Here is a 20,855-nt window from a genome sequence, read left to right on the forward strand (position 1 = left end):
TGACCACGAACTGGAAACAAGCCCTCGAACAACTCGCACTCGCCTACCCCGACCGCATCACCCCCTACCTCTAACCACCAACACCAACCCGCTTACACAGAAGACTTGACAAGCCCGGAGCGCCGGCTGATTCCCGACCCCAGCAAGGGTCAGGACCGGAACGGTGATGGCCACTTCGCCGCGGATGGCGTCCAGCCCCGCCCCGTGCGCCACCGGGGCCCCGGCCAGCAGCATGTCGGCCAGCAGATCGGCGCGTTTTTGATCCATCGTCCTCGTGTCCACGGGGCGCCCCACGGTGGCGATATCGTGATGGTCGTCACCACCGGCGTCTCCCGACGGGCCGGTCACCACACGCACCACGATCTCGCCGTACGGCTCATCGCGGGGAGGAACCTCGCCCCGATGGGGTGCACGCCTCGCGCGCTGCTCATCAACCCTCGGTTCGGTCTCAGCATCCGGCTCCGACCCTTCGACCGGGAAGGGGTCGGGCGCGGCAGTATCGGGAGTATCCGGGACGTCCTGGGCCATGCGGGTGAGGCGGTCGTGGATGGCGTAGATCAGGGTCGCGGGCAGGTCCGCGATCAGGCGCGCCATGTCGTCGGGCAGGTCGATGACGCGGATGTTCCGGTCTGCTTTCGCGGCACGCTGGCGCCGGGCGGCAGATTCGGGGTCGATGCGGGCGGCGATGATCCGGGCGATACTCTTCAAGCGTCCGGCCGTTTCGGTTTCTGCGGCTGCGAGCACGCGGGCCTCGTACCTGGCGCGGAGATCAGGGGTGATGCCGGTGCCGGCGTCGAGGATCGCCGCGACATGGGCTGCGTCGATCGTTCCATGTTCCCAGGATGCGAGCACGCCCGGGTAGTCGGTGACCGTCGTGGATGCCTCGCCCATGCGGCGTTGCACGGCCCGGTCGCTCAGCCGCAACGCCGCGCCGATCTCAGCGGCAACCTCCCGCAACGGCAGATCGGCGTGGCTGCGGCGGCGGAGTCCGGTGGCGTGTTGTTCCGCAGCGCGTTCAAGGGCAAGATCCAACGCTGCGGCGAACAGCCTGGCCTCACGAGCCTGCGCCTCCGCAACAGCCCGGTGCGCCCCCTCCAACTCGGTGACCAGAGCGTCCAGAGCACGCCAGCCGACACCCGTGGTGTTCGCGTCGTGCCCCATAACCATCTCCGATCGGACCGCGGCTGCGGCATCCGCCTCGCACGAAGTGGGCACGTGTGCGATTTCCTCTTGATACCAACTCTAGAAGGGGGCTCCGACATCGGCGCGGGCTGGCCTCGACGGGCTATCCCGAACGCTGTGCGTCGGAGGCGGCTCCTAGGCTTGTGCCGTGGCGACGATAGACGACGTGCGGGCGGTCGCGGCGCGACTGCCCGGCGGCGAAGAGCGCACGACAATCGGTGGAACGTCGTGGTTCGTGCGGTCGAAGCCGTTCGTGTGGGAGTGCCGTCCGTGGCCGAGTATTCCCGAGCCGATACGCACGGTGATCGCTACCGAGCAGGTAATAGGTGTCAAGGTCGGGGATGCTATCGACGCGCAGGCTCTTCGCCAGATGTATCCGCGCGTCTTCCTATCGCAGACAACACGTTGGGGAGAGCCGAAGGTCGCGTTCCGGCTGGCCGAGATCGGTGCCGAGCACCTTGCTGAGCTCGTCGTCGAGGCGTGGCGCGTTCAGGCGCCGAAGTACCTGGTGCGTGCGTTCGACGACCAATCCTGACCCCGTGCCAGGCAGAATTGCCGAATGACCCAACGCGCGCTCGACATCGATGGCTTGGCGAACGCGCGCGATCTCGGAGGGATAGCCCGACGTGATAGATCGCTGACGCCGACCGGAGTGTTCTTCCGCTCAGAGAAGCTTGACCGTATCGGCCCTGCCGGATGGGATCGGCTCCGGGAGTATGGCGTCGCTACGGTGATCGACCTGCGTCGTCCTGACGAGAGATCAGGGGCCGTGCCGACCGATATCGCGCACGTCCATGTGGACCTCGATGGTGACGAGCGTGAGTTCTGGGAGGTTATCGAGGCGGACGGGCGGTGGGCGACGCCGCTGTATTACAACCAGCACCTCGAGTCGCTGCCTCATCGGATGGCGAGCGTGGTTCGTCCGCTTGCGGATGCGCAGCCCGGCGGAGTGCTCTTCCATTGCGCCGCCGGATGGGATCGGACGGGGCTCGTCACCGCGCTCCTCCTGCGCGCGGCAGATGTAGGCGTCGATGAAGCGACCGCTGACTATCTCCAGTCGTTCGCAACGTCCCTGCGCTCGAGACTCTGCACGGGCGCACCTTTCACGCTGAGCTCCGGAGGGACGCAGCGCGACGGTGGGGTCATACTCCCGAGACCGCTTTTGCCGAGATGTTCGACGACCTCGACGTGCATCGGTGGTTCGATCTGGCAGGTCTCGATGAGCCGACGCGTCGTTCGATCCTGACTTGGCGTGGCGCACTCGAACCCCAGCACTCACTGGAGTAGCGCCGCCGGCCCGATTCCTTACTCCTCGCCCGAGAGCTCCAGGAGCTTGGTGCGGACCTGTCGGCGCAGCACCTTGCCGATCAACGACTTCGGCAGCTCGTCGACGACGAAGATCCGCCGCGGAACTTTGTAGGGGGTGAGGATGCTGCGCGCGAAGTCGCGGATCGCCGTCTCGTCGATCTCGTCGACGCCCGGATCGAGCACGATCGCTGCGACGACCTCTTCGCCGGAGCGATCCGAGGGCAGCCCGACGACAGCGACATCGGCGACCGCCGGATGCTGTCGTAGCACTGCCTCGACTTCGGTCGGGGCGACGTTGAAGCCCCCGGTGATGATGAGTTCCTTGATGCGATCGACAATCCGCACAAATCCCGCTTCGTCGATCGTGACGATGTCGCCGGTGCGGAACCAGCCGTCCACGAAAACTTCTTCGGTCTCTTCGGGTCGGCCGTAGTAGCCCGAGAACACCTGGGGACCGCGCACGATGAGCTCGCCGCGCTCGCCCGGCGCGACATCCACGGTCGGATTGTCAGGGTCGACGACCCGGCACTCGGTGCCCGGGAGGGGCAGCCCCACGGTTCCGGGGACGCGATTGTCGGCAACCGGATTGGCCATCAGCACGGGGGAGCACTCGCTCAGTCCGTACCCCTCGACGAGGTATCCGCCGGTCTCGGCCTCGAACGGCACGACGAGCTCGTGGGGGAGTGCCATCGCTCCCGAGATCGCGACGCCGGTGCCTGCAAGCGAGATCCCCGTGCGCTGGGACTCCTTCAAGAGCCGATCCGCGATCGGGGGAACGAGCGGCAAGAAAGTCGCAGGATGCTTCTTCGTGACCTCGAGCACCATGTCGGGATCGAATCGGGGGAACAGCACCAGGCGTGCACCCATCGACATCGCGAATGTGAGGCACAGGGTCAGCCCGTAGGCGTGGAACATCGGCAGGACCGCGTAGACCACGCATCCTTCACCGCGATGGATCGTGGGGACCCACGCTCGCGCCTGTGCCGCGTTCGACAGCAGGTTGCGGTGTGTCAGCGACGCGCCCTTGGGGCTGCCCGTGGTGCCGCTCGTGTACTGGATGAGGGCGAGATCGTCGGTCGAGGGTGACGGGTGAGTGGCAGGCAGGGGCTCGTGACCGGTGACCTCGTCCCAGCTGACGGCCCCACTGACTCGTTCGGTGAGCGCCGTGCGCGCTTCGCGTGCTTTCGCAACCGGGAGCCTCAGTGCCAGCTGCATCGTCCACGGCATCGCCTTCGTGATGTCCACGGAGATGAGCGTGTTGACGCGCAGGTCGCGCGGGAAGTCCTGGACCGTGCGCACGACCTTGCTCCACACGATCGCGTGCTTGGCGCCGTGATCTTCGAACTGCTTGCGCAGTTCCCTGGGCGTGTAGAGCGGGTTGTGCTCGACCACCACGGCACCCAGTCGCAGGATGGCGTAGAAGGCGACGATGTGCTGCGGACAGTTCGGCAGCACGATGGCGACAGGGTCGCCTGCTCGCACGCCGTGTGCGTGCAATGCGGCAGCCGCGCGCTGGATCTGCTCGTCGAGCGACCGGTAGCTCGTCGTGCGTCCGAAGAATTGCAGCGCAGGTGCGTCGGGATAGTCCCGGACGGATGCGGCGACGATGTCGATCAGCGACCCGCTGACCGGCTCGAGGTCCTCGGGGACCCCCTCCGCGTAGCTGGCGATCCACGGGCGGGGCGGGTCGTAAGAGGTCACGGCACCCAGCCTAGAGGCGTGGCCCGTCGTCCGGGAGAGGGCTCGGTGGGGCCGCGTCATCGGCCCGACCTAGAATGGTTCGGTGTCTGAAATCACCCCCGATCTCGTGCGCCATCTCGGTGTGCTCGCCCGGATCCGCCTGAGTGACGACGAGGTCGAGCGCCTCACCGGTCAGCTCGACGCGATCGTCGACAACATCGCCAAGGTGTCTCAGGTCGCCACTCCCGATGTGCCCGCGACGAGTCATCCGATCGCCCTGCGCAACGTGTTCCGCGCCGACGTTCCCGGCGACATGCTCACGCCCGAGCAGGTGCTGCAGAACGCTCCGGATGCGGCAGACGGCCGCTTCCGCGTGACCGCGATCCTGGGAGAAGAGCAGTGACAGACCTCACGCGCCTGACCGCAGCCGAGCTGGCTGCCTCGCTGGTGTCCGGCGAGATCTCGAGTGTCGAAGCCACGCGAGCGCACCTCGATCGGATCGCAGCGGTGGATGCCGACATCCACGCCTTCTTGCACGTCAGCGACCACGCGCTTGAGGTTGCTGCCGGCATCGACGCGCGGCGTGCGGCAGGCGACGACCTGCACGAGCTGGCGGGAGTCCCTCTCGCCATCAAGGACGTGTTGGTCACGACCGACATGCCCTCGACGAGCGGATCCCGCATCCTCGAGGGGTTCATGTCGCCCTACGACGCGACGGTCGTCGCCCGCTCGCGCGCCGCCGGCCTCGTGCCGCTGGGCAAGACCAACATGGACGAGTTCGCGATGGGGTCGTCAACCGAGCACTCGGCTTACGGTCCCACGCACAACCCGTGGGACCTCGATCGGATCCCCGGCGGGTCCGGCGGCGGTTCTGCGGCGGCGGTCGCAGCGTTCGAGGCGCCGCTCGCGCTCGGCTCCGACACGGGCGGCTCGATCCGCCAGCCCGCTCACGTCACCGGCACGGTGGGGCTCAAGCCCACGTACGGTGCCGTCAGCCGGTACGGGGCGATCGCTCTGGCCTCGAGCCTCGATCAGGTCGGACCGGTCACGCGTACGGTGCTCGACGCGGCCCTGCTGCACGACGTGATCGGCGGTCACGACCCTCATGATTCGACCTCGCTTGCCGAGGACTGGCCGTCGTTTGCGGATGCCGCGCGCGAGGGTGCCCGTGGCGATGTTCTGAAGGGTCTGCGTGTCGGCGTCATCCGGGAGCTTCCCGACAGTGGCTTCCAGAGCGGCGTATCCGAGTCGTTCCGCGCGGCGCTTGCCCGGATGGAGGCTCAGGGTGCCGAGATCGTGGAGATCAGCGCCCCGCACTTCGAGTATGGCGTCGCGGCCTACTACCTGATCTTGCCTGCCGAGGCATCGAGCAACCTCGCGAAGTTCGACTCGGTTCGTTTCGGACTCCGCGTCGACGTACCCGGGGGAACGGTCGAGGATGTCATGGCCGCGACCCGAGATGCCGGCTTCGGCGACGAGGTCAAGCGCCGCATCATCCTGGGAACCTACGCGCTGAGCGCCGGGTACTACGACGCGTACTACGGGTCCGCGCAGAAGGTTCGTACGCTCATTCAGCAGGACTTCGACCAGGCATTCGCGCAGGTCGACGTCATTGCCACTCCCACCGCCCCGACAACAGCGTTCCGTTTGGGTGAGAAGATCGACGACCCGCTGCAGATGTACCTCAACGACGTCGCGACGATTCCCGCGAACCTCGCAGGCGTCCCCGGCATCTCGCTTCCCTCGGGCCTGTCGGTCGACGATGGACTGCCGGTCGGCATCCAGTTCCTTGCCCCGGCGAGGCAAGATGCCCGGCTCTACCGTGTCGGCGCGGCGCTGGAAGCTCTGCTTGTCGACGAATGGGGTGGTCCGCTGCTTGATCGCGCCCCGGTGCTGGGCGCCGCGACGGGAGGTCGTGCCTGATGGCTACCGCAAAGCTCATGGACTTCGACAAGGCGCTCGAGATGTTCGAGCCCGTGCTCGGATTCGAGGTTCACGTCGAGCTCAACACCGAGACCAAGATGTTCTCGGCTGCCGGCAACCCCGCCCACGCGGCAAACCACGACGCTGCACCCAACACCCTCGTCGCTCCGGTCGACATGGGGCTTCCGGGGGCGTTGCCGGTGGTGAACCAGACAGCCGTGCGCTCCTCGATCAGCTTGGGCCTCGCGCTCGGCTGCTCGATCGCGCCATCGAGCCGGTTCGCGCGCAAGAACTACTTCTATCCCGACCTCGGCAAGAACTATCAGATCTCGCAGTACGACGAGCCGATCGCGTTCGAGGGCGCGGTCGAGGTCGAACTCGAAGACGGCACGATCGTCGAGGTTCCGATCGAGCGGGCCCACATGGAAGAGGATGCCGGAAAGCTCACCCACATGGGCGGCTCGACCGGTCGCATCCAGGGTGCCGAGTACTCGCTCGTCGACTACAACCGCGCGGGCGTTCCGCTGGTCGAAATCGTGACCAAGCCGATCTTCGGCGCCGAGCACCGCGCGCCCGAGATCGCCAAGGCGTACGTGCGAACGATCCGCGACATCGTGCTCTCGCTCGGCATCTCGGAAGCGCGTCTGGAGCGCGGAAACCTCCGCTGTGACGCGAACGTGTCGCTGCGCCCGCGTGTTGCGGCCGGTGAGCCGCCGGCGCCGCTGGGCACGCGCACCGAGACGAAGAACGTCAACTCGATGCGCTCGGTCGAACGGGCGGTGCGCCACGAGATCCAGCGCCAGGCCGCGATCCTGGCAGCCGGCGGGACGATTACGCAAGAGACCCGGCACTGGCACGAAGACACCGGCACGACGTCGCCCGGTCGCCCGAAATCGGACGCCGACGATTACCGATACTTCCCCGAGCCCGACCTGCTCCCCGTCGAGCCGTCGATCGAGCTGATCGAGGAGCTTCGTGCGGCGCTCCCCGAGGCGCCGGCTGCGCGTCGTCGTCGACTCAAGACGGAGTGGGGCTTTACCGACCTCGAGTTCCAGGATGTCGCCAATGGTGGCATCCTCGCCGAGGTCGAGGCCACGATCGCCGCGGGTGCGTCGCCGGCAGCAGCCCGCAAGTGGTGGACCGGCGAGATCGCCCGGGTAGCGAACGCTCAGGACCGCGAAGCGAGCGACCTGGTCTCGCCCGCTGACGTCGCCGCACTGCAGGGCCTCGTCGATGCGGGAACACTCACCGACAAGCTGGCCCGGCAGGTTCTCGAGGGCGTCATCGCCGGGGAGGGGACTCCCCAGGAGGTCGTCGACGCGCGCGGCCTGGCGGTCGTGTCAGATGACGGGGCGCTCATCGCAGCGATCGACGAGGCGCTCGCGTCGCAGCCCGATGTGCTCGAGAAGATCCGCGATGGCAAGGTTCAGGCTGCCGGTGCCATCATCGGCGCGGTGATGAAGGCGATGAAGGGCCAGGCTGATGCTGCGCGCGTGCGCGAGCTGATCCTGGAGCGCGCGAACCAGTCCTGACGCTCGCTCGGCTCGAGCTGGTGCAGCCCGCGCGGGGCTGCACGTCTTCACGCTTGCCGCTCGAACGCAGCGAGGTGATTCTGGGAGCCGGCAAGCAGGCGTTCCAGGACCACGGCGACATCGTCGTCAGCGCCGTCCAGGGCGCGCGTCAGATCGGCGATGTCGGTTTGCTCGATGAGGACTCCGACATCGATGGCGGCCGCCCTGGACTGGCTGCCGTCGGCCACGAGCTGGTCGTAGAGTGCCTGGAGGTCGGGGTCGCTGAACACGCCGACCTCATCTGCGCGCGGATCAACGATCGCGTGCTCGGCGAGCAGGGCGGCAACAGCGTCCTGGTGTGTCGTCTCGGATGCGGCGATGTTGACGAAGACGTTCCCGCCCCACAGGTCACCGAGCACGGTGTACACGTCGTGAGCGAGCTTCTCCTCTTCGATGAGGTACCGCAACTGCGCCCCCAGGTCGCTCGTGGCGACCTCCGCCGGGAGGGGTGACGCCGTGGGCGCCAGAGGGCTCGCGGTGGTCGGGGCAGCGGATGCCTCGGCTTCGGCGGTCGGCGCGGATGCGACCGTGCACCCTGTGATCCCCAGAGCCGCAGCTGCCACCACTGCCAGGGGAAGGACATGACGGGCTGAATTGATCATGACGTGCTCCTTCGATGTCAGATTCTTATACCCCCCAGGGTATTGGGGAAGAATCGTAGGTGACTATCCAGCGCCTGTGGGCCTGCTGTGAGGGCACTGTCGGTGGTGCGGACGAGAATGGATGCATGGGACGAGGGGACGGCAGAAATCGCCTCGTGTCGCCCGACGATGCGGATGACACCGGCGCCGACATCCTGCACGTCGACATGGATGCGTTCTACGCGGCTGTCGAGGTGCTCGACGACCCGACCCTCGCGGGAAAGCCCATCATCATCGGTGCGCCCGAGAGCCGCTCGGTGGTGTCCAGTGCTTCGTACGAGGCCCGTGCGTTCGGCGTTCGAGCCGCCATGCCGGTGGGGCAGGCACTGCGCCTGTGTCCCCAGGCGATCGTCGTGCCACCCCACTTCGACCGCTACGTCGCGCTCTCGCGCGAGGTCATGCGCGTCTTCCACGACATCACGCCACTGGTCGAACCGCTGTCGATCGATGAAGCGTTTCTTGACGTGCGGGGAGCGCGGCGCCTGTGGGGATCTCCCGGAACGATCGCGCGGATGCTTCGTGCTCGCGTGCGCGACGAGACCGGCCTCACCTGCAGCGTCGGCGCGGCAGCGACCAAGCACGTCGCGAAGATGGCATCCACCCTGAGCAAGCCCGATGGCCTCCTGATCGTCGCCGAAGCAGACACCGCGGCATTCCTCGCACCGCGATCGGTTCGCGCGCTGTGGGGCGTAGGGCCGAAGGCCGCCGAGGCGCTGGAATCTCGCGGCATCCATACCGTCTCCGACGTCCTGGAGACGCCGCAGGCAGTTCTCGAGCGTGCGCTGGGCGCGGCGATGGGGGAGCGCGTGTGGAACCTCGCACGGGGCAGGGATGCGCGGGAGGTGTCCACGACCCGCGTCGAGAAGAGTGTCGGGCACGAAGAGACATTTCACACTGATATCAGCGACCCCGCTGTGCTGCGCTCGGAGCTGCGTCGCCTGGCCGACCGTGTCGCGGCGCGCCTGCGCGCAGCGTCGTGGGAGGCCGGAGCCGTGGCGATCAAGGTGCGGTTCGCCGACTTCAGCACCGTCTCCCGCTCTCGCACCCTCGCAGAGCCGAGTTCGGTCGGTCAGCGACTCGGGGAGGTCGCGCTTGAGCTGTTCGACGCGATCGACAGGCGCCTGCCCATCCGGCTCGTGGGCGTCCGCGCCGAGAAGCTGCGCACCCTCTCCGAGTCAGCGCCGGCACTCTGGGACGACGACGGAGAGTGGCGCCGTGTCGAATCCGCGCTCGATACTGCCGCTGCGCGGTTCGGTCGAGGTGCGATCACCCGCGCGACGCTCATCAGCGAGCGCGGCGGCGGGACGCTTCCCTCCAACCCTCTCCTGCCCCGCGACGATCCGCGCTGACGAGGATCGGATCGCCGTCGGCCTGTCTTCGACGGTCTCGGGGAGGTAGCGTGGGGCCATGCCCAACATCGCGCTCGAACTCGGCAAGCAGGCAGCATCCTTCGGCGTCTCCGGCATCTACGGAGAACAGCAGGACGTCGACGGCATCAAGATCATCCCGGTCGCCCTCGCCTCCTCTGGCTTCGGCGGAGGTTCGGATGAGGGCGGCAACGGTGGTGGCGGTGCCGGGGGTACGGCGATCCCGATCGGCGCGTATATTCGCCGCGGAGATGACCTGCGCTTCGAACCCAACCTGATCTCTCTGCTCGCCGTCGGCATCCCGTTCGTGTGGGTTGCCGGGCACGTCCTCATTCGTGTCATCCGCGCCCTCAAGAAGTAACGACCCCGTCGGTCAGGTTCTCACCGACGCCACACACGCTCTGCGCAACGACATTCAGGCGCTGGGGGTGCCAGCACCTGTCATCCTGATCGATGGGCGCAGCGGAGCTGGCAAGACGAGCCTCACCCGACTCCTTCTCGAACGTTGGCCGTTGGATGCCTCGCCGCAGTTGCTTGCTCTGGATTCGACGTACCCGGGATGGGACGGCCTGGATGCCGCCGTCGAGGATGTCACGCGCAACGTTCTGATCCCGCACGCGGCCGGGCAGCAGGGGCGCTGGCGGCGGTGGGACTGGGGTGCGGGTGAGTATGCGGAGTCCCATGGTGTGGACCCCGGGCTCGCGCTCGTGATCGAAGGATCCGGCATCCTCACCCCGGAAACGGCGATGCTTGCGGGGGTCAGGGTGTGGGTCGAATCGCCCGCGGACTCTCGACGCGAGCGTGCCCTCGAGCGCGATGGGGATACCTACCGACCGCACTGGGAGCGCTGGGCCCGGCAGGAGGATGATCATGTCGCGCGTGATGATCCGGCCGCACACGCAACGCGGGTCTTCGTCGTGCCCTGAACTGACCCGCGTCGCGCGTCGTCAGGATTCGCCGGAGTCCGCATCGATCGCTGTGATGAGGCTGTCGAGGCGGTAGCCGAGCCAGTCGTAGATCCCGAAACGGGGATCGGCGGCGTCGTGGTCGTCATCGGCCTGAATGCCGAGCCGCGTCGCCAGCACGAGCCGAATCGCCGACAGTGTGCGCAGCAGCGCGCTCACGTCATCGGCACTCGCGTGCACGACAACCTCTTCCGTGAGTTCCGGGTCATCGGATGCGACCGGCATGGTCGGCAGCGTCGGGCGCAGGATGCCGAGAACCGTCTCTGCATCGGCGTGGCGGCGATCGAGGAGCTCACGCTCGGTCAGGCGACGGAACTCGCGAGCTGCAGCGTCGTCGTCGAGATACCCCTCGGGAACGAGACGTGCCACGGCGTCGTCGCTTGATGCGTCTGCCGTGGCGTCGAGGAGGTCCCGGAACTGCTCCGTCATCTGCGAGAGGTGCAGAGCCTCGATTCGTGTGATGGCCATGACGAGTTCTCGGGTCATGCCGAAGCCCTCCGCACAGTCGCCGAAAGCCCGTAGTCATGCATGGCATGAACGTGAAGCTCCATCTGCTCGCGCGCCCCCTCGGCAACCACCGCGTGGCCCTCGTGGTGCACGGCGAGCATCAGAGACTCGGCCCGCTCGGCGCTGAAGCCGAAGTAGCTGCGAAAGACGTGGGTGACGTAGCTCATGAGGTTGACGGGGTCATTCCACACGACCGTCTGCCACGGCATGTCAGCGGCGTGGCGTGTGTCGACATCCTCATCGGCCCGAGGGAGTGTCGCGCTATTCATCAAGCCCATCCCAACTCGTGGAGTCGGTCATCGTCAATCCCGTAGAAGTGCGCGATTTCGTGCACGAGAGTCGTGTGGATCTCAGCGCGAAGCTCGTCCAGATCGTCGCATGCTGTCAGGTGCGCTTCACGATAGACGATGATCCGGTCGGGGAGCTCACCCACGCCATATCGGTCGCGTTCGGTGAGCGCCCACCCGTCGTACAAGCCGAGGAGGTCGAGGGAGCCATCCTCGCCGCGGTCTTCGACCACGAAGATGACGTTATCGAGTCCGTCGACCATGTCATCGGGCAGCCGGTCGAGTTCCTCCACCACCAGGCTCTCGAACGCGTCGGCATCCATCTCGATCATCGTGCCCCGCGCCTCCCGCCACGTACTTGGTGCCCCCGACTGGACTCGAACCAGTAACCGTCGGATTAGAAGGCCGATGCTCTATCCATTGAGCTACGGAGGCGCATGCACCAGATTACCGGGAGCCGCCGCGGTTGCCGTGAGCGCCAGCTCTAGGATGGGCGGCATGGCTTCGAGCGAGAACGACCGGCTGGTATGGATCGACTGTGAGATGACCGGACTGGATCTCGCCGTTGACGAACTCGTCGAGATCGCTGTCATCGTCACCGACTTCGAGCTGCGTCCGCTGGATCCTGGTTTCCAGATCGTGATCAAGCCAGACGCCTCTGCGCTGGCGAACATGAACGATTTCGTCACCGCCATGCACGAGAAGTCTGGCCTGCTTGAGGAGATTCCGAACGGCGTCAGCGTTGCCGAGGCCGAGTTCGAGGTTCTCGAGTACATCCAGCGCTTCGTTCCCCTGGAGGGCAAGGCGCCGCTGGCGGGCAACACGATCGGCACTGACAGGATGTTCCTCGCGAAGTACATGCCGCGCGTCGATCGGTGGCTGCACTACCGCAATGTCGACGTCTCGAGCATCAAGGAACTGGCCAGGCGCTGGTACCCGCGCGCCTACATCCACGCTCCGGCGAAGGATGGTGGACACCGTGCGCTTGCCGACATCAGTGAGTCCCTGCGTGAGCTTGCCTATTACCGCAGTGTCGTCTTCGTTCCCGAGCCGGGTCCGACCAGCGATGACGCCAAGCAGGCAGCGGCCGCAGCCGTGTCGGCGTTCGCCCCCGGCGTGTGAGAGAATCTTTTGGTTGCGCACTCCGGTGCGCACATGGTGGGTATAGCTCAGTTGGTAGAGCACCTGGTTGTGGTCCAGGGGGTCGCGGGTTCAAGTCCCGTTACTCACCCCAAGTGGTCCTACCTCGGTGAAGCGAGGGGAGTGACCGGCGCTGAGGCGCTCGGTGAGGGCACCCGCTTTCGCTGGGTGTCCAGGAGCGGCAGCGTGATGTGAACGAGCGGGCCGATGGTCGCCGCGAATAGCACGGTGCCAAGACCTACCGTGCCTCCCAGAAGCCAACCGATGATCAGCACGGTCAGCTCGACGCTTGCGCGAGCTGCCCAGATCGGCATTCCGAACCGGCTGTGCAGGCCGGTCATGAGTCCGTCGCGCGGCCCCGGTCCGAAGCGTGCTCCGATATAGAGACCGGAGGCTATGGCGACGAGCAGGATGCCGCAGATGAGCACCCCGAGTTGAGCGAGGAATCCGGATACTGGCGGCAGAACCCACAGCGTGAGCTGCATCGCCGTTCCGAGAATCAGGATGTTGGCGAGAGTGCCGATTCCGGGGCGTTGGCGCAGTGGAATCCACAGCAGAAGGATCAACAGGCCGAGGATGTTCGTCATCCATCCGACGCCGATGCCGGTTCTGATCGACAGCCCCTCGGCCAGCACGGTCCAGGGGTCGACTCCCAGTCCAGCATCCACCGTCAGCGCAGCTCCGACCCCGTAGAGGGGGAGCCCGATGAGAAGTTGCAGGATGCGGCGAGGCATGGCACCATCCAAGACCAGAAGTGGACTGATGTGACCAGTCCAATAGGGAAGGAGTGGCCATGGAATCGCGAATGTCCGCGCGATCGCTGACCCTCGCGCTGGGTGGATGGCGCACGCGGGAACCGGCATACGAGGCCCTCGCCGACGGCATCCGGCTGCTCTGCTTGGACAACCGCATAGCGCCGAGGACCGCGCTTCCCGCGGAGCGCGAACTTGCATCTGCCCTTCGGATCAGCCGTAGCACCGTGTCGATGGCCTATCAGAGCCTTCGTGACTCCGGTCACATCAGCAGCCTGCGCGGGTCGGGAAGCGTGACTCTCCCGCTCGGCCGACGTGAGGTCGCGCGGGTGCTCGGGACCGAGGGCACAATCGACTTGCAGCAGGCGAGCCCGCCAGCCTGGCCCGGCCTTGCCGGGCACATGGCCGAGGTTGCCGCCGATGCGGCGACTCTCGCCTCGCGCTCGGGGTACGACGTTCTCGGACGCGCTGAGCTCAGGGAAGCGATCGCAGAGCAGTTCCGCGCTCGTGGACTGCCGACCGAGTCGCGCCAGATCATGATCACCCCGGGAGCCCAAAGCGCGATCCATCTGCTCGCGAGCGTGCTCATCGGCCGCGGCGACCGCGTCGCGATCGAGACACCCACGTATCCGCATGCAGCAGACGCGCTGCGTCGCGCCGGCGGACGGCTCGTCGGCATCCCCGTGACAGCCGAAGACGGTTGGGATCTGGAGCGCGTTGCGGAATCGTTCGCTCGCACTCGCCCCTCTCTCGCTTATCTCATGCCGGACTTCCAGAACCCGACGGGGCGCAGTATGTCGGCGCACGAGCGCGAGACCATCATGATGGCGGCGGCAGGCTCAGGAACTCGGCTTGTGATCGATGAGACCACGGCCGACCTCGACATCGATCGCGGGAATCACGACCGCGGCTTCCACGGGACCGACGAGTCTCTCGTGGTGCGCGTCGGGTCGCTCGGCAAGACAGTGTGGGGCGGCTTACGGGTCGGATGGATCCGGACCGATCACGACCTCATCGACCGGCTTGTGCAGGAACGCCCGGCGTATGACCTCGGTACCCCCGAGTTCGAGCAGGCTGTAGCAACGGGGCTGATCCCGCGGCTGCCCGAGATCGCCCGCCATCGCGGTGAGTTCCTGCGCGAGGGACGGGATGCTCTGGTGTCAGCACTTTCGGAGTCGCTTCCGGAGTGGCGCGTGCCCTCGGTTGATGGGGGAGTCGCCCTCTGGGTAGAACTCAACGCGCCGTTGAGTTCGGCGCTGGTGCTCCAAGCCAGGACGGCCGGACTGCTCCTGTCGGCCGGTCCGAGGTTCGCGCCAGATGGCGGAAACGAACGGCACCTACGCATTCCGTTTACCGCACCCCCCGGCGACCTGCGCCGGGCCGTCGAGATTCTTGCGGACGTCTGGCCGGGCGTGCTTCGAGATGCTCCGCACGGTGTCCGGGACCTCTGGAGCTCACCGGTCTGAGTCGCCGACCTCGGGACAGACGTCAGGTCGACAGCAGGAGGGCCTCGACGGCGTCATCCCGGTTCCAGAACTGTCCAAGCGCATGGAACTGCCGGTCGCTCGGGTGGAAGCGCTTCACCGAGAAGTGTTCGCCCTGGGCGTCTCGACCGACGCGTACGTGACCGATCGGGCCCCGCCCGGGATCGACCACACGCCAAGCGTCGATCCCGATCGGTATGAGCTGTAGGTGTGTTGCCTGCATCCGTATCTCCCCTCCATGATCGAACATAAGTCCGACCACCGACATGTCGCGGGGAACAGGGGTACGCGCGAGACTGTTGTTCCCAGTGGCGCCCCGAACCCGGCGCCACAACAAGGAGAAATCATGCACACGTTCGTTCTCGCAGGCGGCTGCTTCTGGTGTCTCGACGCGGCTTACCGTGCTCTTCGCGGAGTCTCGTCGGTCGTTTCGGGTTATGTCGGCGGCACCGTCGAGAACCCCTCCTATGAGCAGGTCTGCACGGGCCGCACCGGGCACGCTGAGGCCGTCGCGGTCACCTTCGATCCCGACGTCATCTCCGACGACGTGATCCTGGATGCTTTCTTCACGATGCACGACCCGCGCCAGCTGAACCGACAGGGAAACGACATCGGAACCCAGTACCGCAGCGCGATGTTTCCCGCCGACGATCATCAGCGGGAGCTCTTCGAGGCTGCGCGCGATCGCGCGGCTGAGTGGTGGGACGGCGGAATCGTCACGACGATCGAGCCCCTCGGTGAGTTCTACGCCGCGGAGGAGTATCACCAGGACTTCTTCGCGAAGAACCCTACGCAGGGGTACTGCCTGGCGGTCGCCGTCCCCAAGGTGAACAAGGTGCGGGCGCGCTTCTCGGAGTACGTCACGGCCTGAGTTCTCCTCCCCAGGTACGCCGCTACGGCACCTGTGCACTGCTCACCATGGCGGTGCGTCACGGGTCGTGCCGATCGGCGAGCCTGATCTCAGCGCTGGTACCCGACGGGCACTCGGGTACCAGCGCAGCCCGGAACCGATCCGGGCGGGAAAGGGAGAAATGCACGACACCATCACCGTTATGGGAAATGTCGCGGGAGACCCGGAGTTCAAGATCACGGCCGGAGGTCTCGCGGTCGTGAACTTTCGGCTCGGGAGCGCGCAGCGGCGCCTCGATCGCCCGACCGGCACCTGGGTCGACGATGGAACGAACTGGTACAACGTCTCCGCTTTCCGGGGACTCGCCGAACACATCGCGGCTTCGGTCACGAAGGGGCAGCCGCTGGTGGTCACCGGACGGCTGCGACTTCGCCCGTGGGAAGCCGGTGGCAAGAAGGGTGTCAGCATCGATATCGACGCCGACACCGTGGGCCATGATCTGCGGTGGGGCACCACGACCTATACGAAGCAGGGGACGGCACAGGCGGCCGCGTCCTCGGCGGCGACGAGTGCCACCGAAGGTGAGGATGCCTGGGCTGCGCCGGGCCTCGACAGCGCCGCCTCGGCTGTCCCGGTCGGTGGCGAGACCCCGTTCTAGGCTCCCAGCGTGCAGTCGGCGGAGGGGCTCTAGACTCCTCTGCGTGTGCGCCGATCGACTGACAACCCGGTTCGTGCCGGCGAGAGCTCTCCGATCCGGCGTTGTCGTCGGACTACTCGGGGCGGCTCTGGCAGCCGGTGTTCTCGCTGGATGCACTGCAGCGCCCACGCCGTCGCCGACACCGACGGTGAGCGTCACGCCGACGCCCACCGAAACAGCCCCAGCTGCACCGCAACAGGTGAGTGAGGCAACGACAGCCGATGAGGCCCTGCCCTTTTTCACCGACGTCGTTGCAGCCGTGTGGGCGACGGATCAGCGCTTCCAGGGACGCGCCTACATCGATGGTCTCACTCAGGTCGGGTTCGACAAATCGGCAATGGAGGTCACGTACGACGAGTCGACTGTCGGGAACCCGGCTGAGAGCATCCAGTTCTCGGTCCGGTGGGGCGAGGAATGCCTAGTCGGTCAGGTCGGCCCTTCGACGGGAGACCCCGTGGTGGCCGTCATGCCGGGCCTCGAGACCGGCCTATGCCTGATCGGAGACACCCGACCCATCGACTGGTGACGCGCGGGCGACACTCGGGCGGCCCGTAGACTGGTCGGGCTATGGCTGAGTACATCTATCATGACCTATTGCGCGGCTAAACGAGAGCGCTGACTAGGTGAGACCTGACTCGTTGTAAGCCTTAGCAGCCGAGGCGATTGCCCTTTGCTGTTCCTCGGTGAAGAGAGGCATGGGCGAGCTGATCGCGAAACCTACACCGCACCGCTCAAGCCAATTGTTTCGCAGGACGCCACCCATGAGAGTGGTGTGATCCGGGTGAAGGACTACGCGCCCGTCCGTGGTGGTGTCGGTGATGCTGGCGACCGTGACCGGGAAAGTCAGCCGATTTAGGGCCGACATGTGCGAAGCCGCCCCGGGAAACCGCCGGACAAACTCCTCTGCATCGGGAACTTCGCGGTACTCGATGCCAAAGTAGTCTCCGTTCGTGTACCGGACGGACAGTGCTCGACCCCCCGGTGGGCTGACAATCTCTCGCACGTCGCCGGGAGTGACTATCCAGGTGTTCTCCTGGATGCGAGTTCGTCCCCGTGGAGGCATGTCGTAGTTGAGCATAAGTTCCCCCAACTGGTTTCGACTGAACCAAATTGAGGGAATACCATCAATTTCGACGAGCACGGGAGTCTCGACAAAGAAGGTCCCGCCAGCGTGCACGACGATCTCGTGACGCATCCAGTCGAAGCGACCGCTGATCTCGGTCTCGTGCTTGGCGGCTTCGGACTTGAAGCGACGCAGCTGCTCATCTGTGTATGCGCCGTTGTCAGCTTTGTCGGCGTGTTCGCGACACAGTGCGATCATCCCCTCTACTCGATGGTGGTGTTCGATCCTCCATGGCGGATCGAAGTGATGCCACGTGAGGTAGGGGCTGCCGCATACGGACCCGTCGACGGGCACCGGGCAATGGAATCGAACCTCTTGGCGTAGATGCGTCAGCACAGCTGCTGGCGGTCGTCGTCCGACGTGGCTGAGACCCTGCGACATGTTCCGATGCTACGGAAGGTCCAGTCTCGCGGCACATAATCTCGATCAGAGTGCCGCGAATGCGGCCAAATTCGATAGCTGACCGAACGTCCACGATCATCACTTTCGCTGCCTGCTGCCCCGCCCGATCAAGACCCAGACTGCAACTAGGCTTGTGGGGGACCTGTGCGCGTCGGAAGCTCCGACCGCGATGCGAAACGCTCGCGCTGACCTCTGCACGCTGCGCCAAGAACGAAACTGGAGAGACCCAGGTATGGAATACATCTAGCATGACCCATTACCTCGGCGAATGGCGCTGAGCGAGACGGTTTGGACTGTTCGGTCGTAGGTGCCGCGGTACGATCTGTGCGTGGCGAGGCGCAGCGGTCGGTGCATGCTCTGCCTGGAGGACGGCGTCTCCATAACAGATGAGGATGTTCATCCGACTTGGCTACGGACGGTTTATCGTCGTCATCATACGATCACCCAGCCGCCGAACAAGGTGATACTCCCCGTCTGTGCACGGTGCAATAGCTCTATGGGAGCGACGTTTGAGGATCCTGCCGCGCCGCTCTGGAAGCAGATCATGTGGGGGCAACCCAGACCGCTTGAGGAGCAGGATCGGGTCGTGTTGATCCGATGGCTGGTGAAGACCGATGCATTGTACGCACTGGTGCGTTTGCAAGCGCCGAGGACCGGCTACTACCTCCCCTCTGAACGCGCACAGGCGCGACTGCGCGGGCTCGTGCAGACGATGATGGAAACGCCAGGAGTGCCGGATGGGGTGTTCGTGCGTATCGGCCTGTCGTCCGCAACTGCGGCGAAGCCTTCGATCCCCCGGCCCTTCCGTCCGACATCGGTGAGCTACCACATAGCGGACGACTGGATTGATTCAATCAATAGCGTCGGGATGATCGTGACCCATACTGTGGTGCTCGCAGACCGTTCCGGGCGGCTTGATGAGTATTCGAGTGGACTCGCTGGAGATGATCGATTCACAATCTTGACAGCGTCGGGGACGCCGTGGCCCCCGCGTCGAGGTCTCGAATCAGATGGGGCCAGGCAAATGATGCTCGCGCACGGTCACGATCCTCGGAATCGAATTGGCGCGGGGTGGCGACTGCTCGTGGGGCCCGAGTCTGGCTGGTTGCGTCCCGAGCCTCACGCCTAGGCGACGCGGCTGTGACGCGGCCGGTAGGCTTGTCTTTGAGGCGCGGAGACCCGGTGGGGTGACGTGTGTCGATCTCCAGAGTGCGCCGCCTTCTTGGCGCTCGCGCTGACTGATCCGCGAGTTTGACCCACCAGAAATAGCCTGATGAGGAGCGTTTAAACACCAGTGGCAGAATACATCTATCAGATGGTCCGCGCCCGCAAAGCTGTGGGCGAGAAGCTGATCCTCGACGACGTGACGATGGCGTTCCTCCCGGGCGCGAAGATCGGAATGGTCGGCCCGAACGGTGCCGGCAAGTCGACGATCCTGAAGATCATGGCGGGCCTTGACGCCCCGTCAAACGGAGAGGCGATCCTTACCCCGGGGTTCAGTGTCGGCATCCTGATGCAGGAGCCGGAGCTCGACGAATCCAAGACCGTTCTCGAGAACATCCAAGACGGGATCGCGGTCAAGGCCAAGCTGGATCGGTTCAACGAGATCTCGGGCCTGATGAGCGACCCTGACGCTGACTTCGACAGCTTGCTGGCCGAGATGGGCACGCTGCAAGAAGAGATCGACGCGGCAGACGCGTGGGACCTCGATTCCCAACTCGACCAGGCCATGAATGCGCTGCGCACGCCCCCGGGGGACGCGCAGATTTCGCTCCTTTCGGGTGGCGAGAAGCGCCGCGTCGCCCTCACGAAGCTCCTGCTGCAAAAGCCCGACCTGCTCCTCCTGGACGAGCCGACGAACCACCTCGACGCCGAGAGCGTGCTCTGGCTCGAGCAGCACCTGCAGAAGTACGCAGGTGCTGTGATCGCCATCACCCACGACCGGTACTTCCTCGACAATGTCGCTGAGTGGATCGCGGAGGTCGATCGCGGCCGACTGATCGGCTACGAAGGCAACTACTCGACCTACCTCGAGAAGAAGGCCGAGCGGCTGGATGTCCAGGGCAAGAAAGACGCGAAGCTTGCCAAGCGGCTGAAGGAGGAACTCGACTGGGTTCGCTCGAACGCGAAGGGTCGTCAGGCCAAGTCGAAGGCTCGTCTGGCTCGATACGAAGAGATGGCCGCCGAGGCCGAGCGCACGCGCAAGCTCGACTTCGAGGAGATCCAGATTCCGCCGGGGCCGCGCCTGGGAAGCGTCGTGATCGAAGCCAAGAAGCTCCAGAAGGGGTTCGACGGTCGTTCCCTCATCGATGGACTGAGCTTCAGCCTTCCTCCCAACGGCATCGTCGGTGTCATCGGCCCCAACGGTGTGGGTAAGACGACGCTGTTCAAGACCATTGTCGGCCTTGAGCCGCTCGATGGCGGCGACTTGAAGATCGGCGAGACGGTCAAGATCAGCTACGTCGACCAGTCCCGCTCGAACATTGATCCCACAAAGACGCTGTGGGAGGTCGTGTCCGACGGGCTGGATATCATCACGGTCGGTAAGACGGAGATTCCCTCGCGTGCCTACGTGTCGAAGTTCGGCTTCAAGGGACCTGACCAGCAGAAGAAGGCAGGCGTCCTCTCTGGTGGTGAGCGGAACCGCCTCAACCTGGCACTCACCCTCAAGGAGGGCGGCAACCTCCTGCTGCTCGACGAGCCGACGAACGACCTTGATGTCGAAACTCTTCAGTCTCTGGAGAACGCCCTGCTCGAGTTCCCGGGTTGCGCCGTGGTCATCACCCACGACCGGTGGTTCCTCGACCGCATCGCGACTCACATCCTTGCCTACGAAGGTACCGACGAGAAGCCGGATGCCTGGTACTGGTTCGAGGGCAACTTCGAGGCCTACGAGAAGAACAAGCTCGAGCGACTCGGGCCGGATGCGCTCAACCGCGCGAGCTCCACGTACCGCAAACTCACACGCGACTGACC

At 65.6% G+C, this 20,855-nt stretch carries 23 protein-coding genes and 2 tRNA genes; 15 read left to right on the plus strand and 10 right to left on the minus strand.

What is annotated here, in order from left to right:
• Positions 1 to 57: 57 nt before the first annotated feature.
• Positions 58 to 1,215 (minus strand): DUF222 domain-containing protein, encoded by a 1,158-nt coding sequence (locus BGO47_RS05165; protein ID WP_292709219.1) that lies wholly within the window; start codon positions 1,213 to 1,215, stop codon positions 58 to 60.
• Between the two features lie 115 nt (positions 1,216 to 1,330).
• Here BGO47_RS05165 and BGO47_RS05170 point away from each other — a divergent pair, with 115 nt between their 5' ends.
• Both BGO47_RS05170 and BGO47_RS05175 read left to right on the plus strand, forming a co-directional pair.
• Positions 1,331 to 1,717 (plus strand): hypothetical protein, encoded by a 387-nt coding sequence (locus BGO47_RS05170; protein ID WP_292709220.1) that lies wholly within the window; start codon positions 1,331 to 1,333, stop codon positions 1,715 to 1,717.
• A gap of 24 nt (positions 1,718 to 1,741) precedes the next feature.
• Complete coding sequence (locus BGO47_RS05175; RefSeq protein ID WP_292709222.1) at positions 1,742 to 2,428, plus strand: tyrosine-protein phosphatase; 687 nt, start codon at positions 1,742 to 1,744, stop codon at positions 2,426 to 2,428.
• A 59-nt stretch (positions 2,429 to 2,487) separates the two neighbouring features.
• Here BGO47_RS05175 and BGO47_RS05180 read toward each other — a convergent pair whose 3' ends face one another.
• Positions 2,488 to 4,191, minus strand: a complete 1,704-nt coding sequence (locus BGO47_RS05180; RefSeq protein WP_292709225.1) for a long-chain-fatty-acid--CoA ligase — start codon at positions 4,189 to 4,191, stop codon at positions 2,488 to 2,490.
• 82 nt (positions 4,192 to 4,273) lie between these two features.
• On the opposite strand from BGO47_RS05180, the gene gatC reads away from it, so the two are divergent.
• The 3 genes from gatC to gatB are packed head-to-tail and all read left to right on the plus strand — an operon-like array spanning position 4,274 to position 7,625.
• The gene (gene gatC / locus BGO47_RS05185) at positions 4,274 to 4,573 is read left to right on the plus strand and encodes an Asp-tRNA(Asn)/Glu-tRNA(Gln) amidotransferase subunit GatC (protein ID WP_292709227.1); all 300 of its coding nucleotides are present in this window, start codon (positions 4,274 to 4,276) and stop codon (positions 4,571 to 4,573) included.
• Positions 4,570 to 6,093 (plus strand): Asp-tRNA(Asn)/Glu-tRNA(Gln) amidotransferase subunit GatA, encoded by a 1,524-nt coding sequence (gene gatA, locus BGO47_RS05190; RefSeq protein WP_292709229.1) that lies wholly within the window; start codon positions 4,570 to 4,572, stop codon positions 6,091 to 6,093. Before gatC ends, gatA begins: the two co-directional genes overlap by 4 nt.
• Positions 6,093 to 7,625, plus strand: a complete 1,533-nt coding sequence (gene gatB / locus BGO47_RS05195; protein WP_292709231.1) for an Asp-tRNA(Asn)/Glu-tRNA(Gln) amidotransferase subunit GatB — start codon at positions 6,093 to 6,095, stop codon at positions 7,623 to 7,625. Before gatA ends, gatB begins: the two co-directional genes overlap by 1 nt.
• Positions 7,626 to 7,672: 47 nt before the next feature.
• On the opposite strand, the gene BGO47_RS05200 is transcribed toward gatB, so the two are convergent.
• Positions 7,673 to 8,266 carry a DUF2202 domain-containing protein gene (locus tag BGO47_RS05200; protein ID WP_292709233.1) on the minus strand — a complete coding sequence of 198 codons (594 nt, stop codon included), beginning with the start codon at positions 8,264 to 8,266 and terminating at the stop codon, positions 7,673 to 7,675.
• A 125-nt stretch (positions 8,267 to 8,391) separates the two neighbouring features.
• Between BGO47_RS05200 and BGO47_RS05205 the strand changes: the two genes are divergently transcribed.
• The 3 genes from BGO47_RS05205 to BGO47_RS05215 are packed head-to-tail and all read left to right on the plus strand — an operon-like array spanning position 8,392 to position 10,598.
• Positions 8,392 to 9,654, plus strand: a complete 1,263-nt coding sequence (locus BGO47_RS05205) for a DNA polymerase IV (protein WP_292709235.1) — start codon at positions 8,392 to 8,394, stop codon at positions 9,652 to 9,654.
• A 58-nt stretch (positions 9,655 to 9,712) separates the two neighbouring features.
• Positions 9,713 to 10,033: a hypothetical protein gene (locus tag BGO47_RS05210; protein ID WP_195691589.1), complete on the plus strand. Its 321-nt coding sequence runs from the start codon at positions 9,713 to 9,715 to the stop codon at positions 10,031 to 10,033.
• On the plus strand, positions 10,008 to 10,598 hold the full coding sequence (locus tag BGO47_RS05215; protein WP_292709239.1) for a hypothetical protein: 591 nt from the start codon (positions 10,008 to 10,010) through the stop codon (positions 10,596 to 10,598). Before BGO47_RS05210 ends, BGO47_RS05215 begins: the two co-directional genes overlap by 26 nt.
• 21 nt (positions 10,599 to 10,619) lie before the next feature.
• Here BGO47_RS05215 and BGO47_RS05220 read toward each other — a convergent pair whose 3' ends face one another.
• From BGO47_RS05220 to BGO47_RS05235, 4 genes are all read right to left on the minus strand, one after another.
• The gene (locus BGO47_RS05220; RefSeq protein WP_292709241.1) at positions 10,620 to 11,105 is read right to left on the minus strand and encodes a DUF2017 family protein; all 486 of its coding nucleotides are present in this window, start codon (positions 11,103 to 11,105) and stop codon (positions 10,620 to 10,622) included.
• A gap of 14 nt (positions 11,106 to 11,119) precedes the next feature.
• On the minus strand, positions 11,120 to 11,422 hold the full coding sequence (gene clpS / locus BGO47_RS05225; RefSeq protein ID WP_292709243.1) for an ATP-dependent Clp protease adapter ClpS: 303 nt from the start codon (positions 11,420 to 11,422) through the stop codon (positions 11,120 to 11,122).
• Positions 11,413 to 11,763 (minus strand): metallopeptidase family protein, encoded by a 351-nt coding sequence (locus tag BGO47_RS05230; protein ID WP_292709244.1) that lies wholly within the window; start codon positions 11,761 to 11,763, stop codon positions 11,413 to 11,415. Before BGO47_RS05230 ends, clpS begins: the two co-directional genes overlap by 10 nt.
• Positions 11,764 to 11,790: 27 nt before the next feature.
• Positions 11,791 to 11,866, minus strand: a tRNA-Arg gene (locus tag BGO47_RS05235).
• Positions 11,867 to 11,929: 63 nt separating this feature from the next.
• Between BGO47_RS05235 and orn the strand changes: the two genes are divergently transcribed.
• Together orn and BGO47_RS05245 are read left to right on the plus strand one after the other, a co-directional pair.
• On the plus strand, positions 11,930 to 12,553 hold the full coding sequence (gene orn, locus BGO47_RS05240; RefSeq protein ID WP_292709245.1) for an oligoribonuclease: 624 nt from the start codon (positions 11,930 to 11,932) through the stop codon (positions 12,551 to 12,553).
• Between the two features lie 36 nt (positions 12,554 to 12,589).
• Positions 12,590 to 12,665, plus strand: a tRNA-His gene (locus tag BGO47_RS05245).
• 7 nt (positions 12,666 to 12,672) lie between these two features.
• Here the strand turns inward: BGO47_RS05245 and BGO47_RS05250 are convergent.
• Complete coding sequence (locus BGO47_RS05250) at positions 12,673 to 13,305, minus strand: hypothetical protein (protein WP_292709246.1); 633 nt, start codon at positions 13,303 to 13,305, stop codon at positions 12,673 to 12,675.
• A 59-nt stretch (positions 13,306 to 13,364) separates the two neighbouring features.
• Here BGO47_RS05250 and BGO47_RS05255 point away from each other — a divergent pair, with 59 nt between their 5' ends.
• Positions 13,365 to 14,789 carry a PLP-dependent aminotransferase family protein gene (locus tag BGO47_RS05255; RefSeq protein WP_292709247.1) on the plus strand — a complete coding sequence of 475 codons (1,425 nt, stop codon included), beginning with the start codon at positions 13,365 to 13,367 and terminating at the stop codon, positions 14,787 to 14,789.
• 22 nt (positions 14,790 to 14,811) lie between these two features.
• Here BGO47_RS05255 and BGO47_RS05260 read toward each other — a convergent pair whose 3' ends face one another.
• Positions 14,812 to 15,030, minus strand: coding sequence for a hypothetical protein (locus BGO47_RS05260; RefSeq protein WP_292709248.1), 219 nt, complete (start codon positions 15,028 to 15,030; stop codon positions 14,812 to 14,814).
• 123 nt (positions 15,031 to 15,153) lie between these two features.
• On the opposite strand from BGO47_RS05260, the gene msrA reads away from it, so the two are divergent.
• The 3 genes from msrA (at position 15,154) to BGO47_RS05275 (ending at position 16,880) form a co-directional block, all read left to right on the plus strand.
• A complete protein-coding gene (gene msrA, locus BGO47_RS05265; RefSeq protein ID WP_292709249.1) occupies positions 15,154 to 15,678 on the plus strand; it encodes a peptide-methionine (S)-S-oxide reductase MsrA in 525 nt (174 codons plus the stop codon).
• A 160-nt stretch (positions 15,679 to 15,838) separates the two neighbouring features.
• Complete coding sequence (gene ssb, locus BGO47_RS05270; protein ID WP_292709250.1) at positions 15,839 to 16,315, plus strand: single-stranded DNA-binding protein; 477 nt, start codon at positions 15,839 to 15,841, stop codon at positions 16,313 to 16,315.
• Positions 16,316 to 16,358: 43 nt separating this feature from the next.
• Complete coding sequence (locus BGO47_RS05275; RefSeq protein WP_292709251.1) at positions 16,359 to 16,880, plus strand: hypothetical protein; 522 nt, start codon at positions 16,359 to 16,361, stop codon at positions 16,878 to 16,880.
• A gap of 93 nt (positions 16,881 to 16,973) precedes the next feature.
• On the opposite strand, the gene BGO47_RS05280 is transcribed toward BGO47_RS05275, so the two are convergent.
• The gene (locus tag BGO47_RS05280; RefSeq protein ID WP_292709252.1) at positions 16,974 to 17,858 is read right to left on the minus strand and encodes a hypothetical protein; all 885 of its coding nucleotides are present in this window, start codon (positions 17,856 to 17,858) and stop codon (positions 16,974 to 16,976) included.
• A 1,315-nt stretch (positions 17,859 to 19,173) separates the two neighbouring features.
• On the opposite strand from BGO47_RS05280, the gene ettA reads away from it, so the two are divergent.
• Entirely contained in the window at positions 19,174 to 20,853 is a 1,680-nt protein-coding gene (gene ettA, locus BGO47_RS05285) for an energy-dependent translational throttle protein EttA (protein WP_292709253.1), read from the plus strand.
• Positions 20,854 to 20,855: the final 2 nt, after the last annotated feature.

Origin of the sequence: Microbacterium sp. 67-17, from assembly GCF_001898325.1 — a bacterium.
GTDB classification, from domain to species: domain Bacteria; phylum Actinomycetota; class Actinomycetes; order Actinomycetales; family Microbacteriaceae; genus Microbacterium; species Microbacterium schleiferi.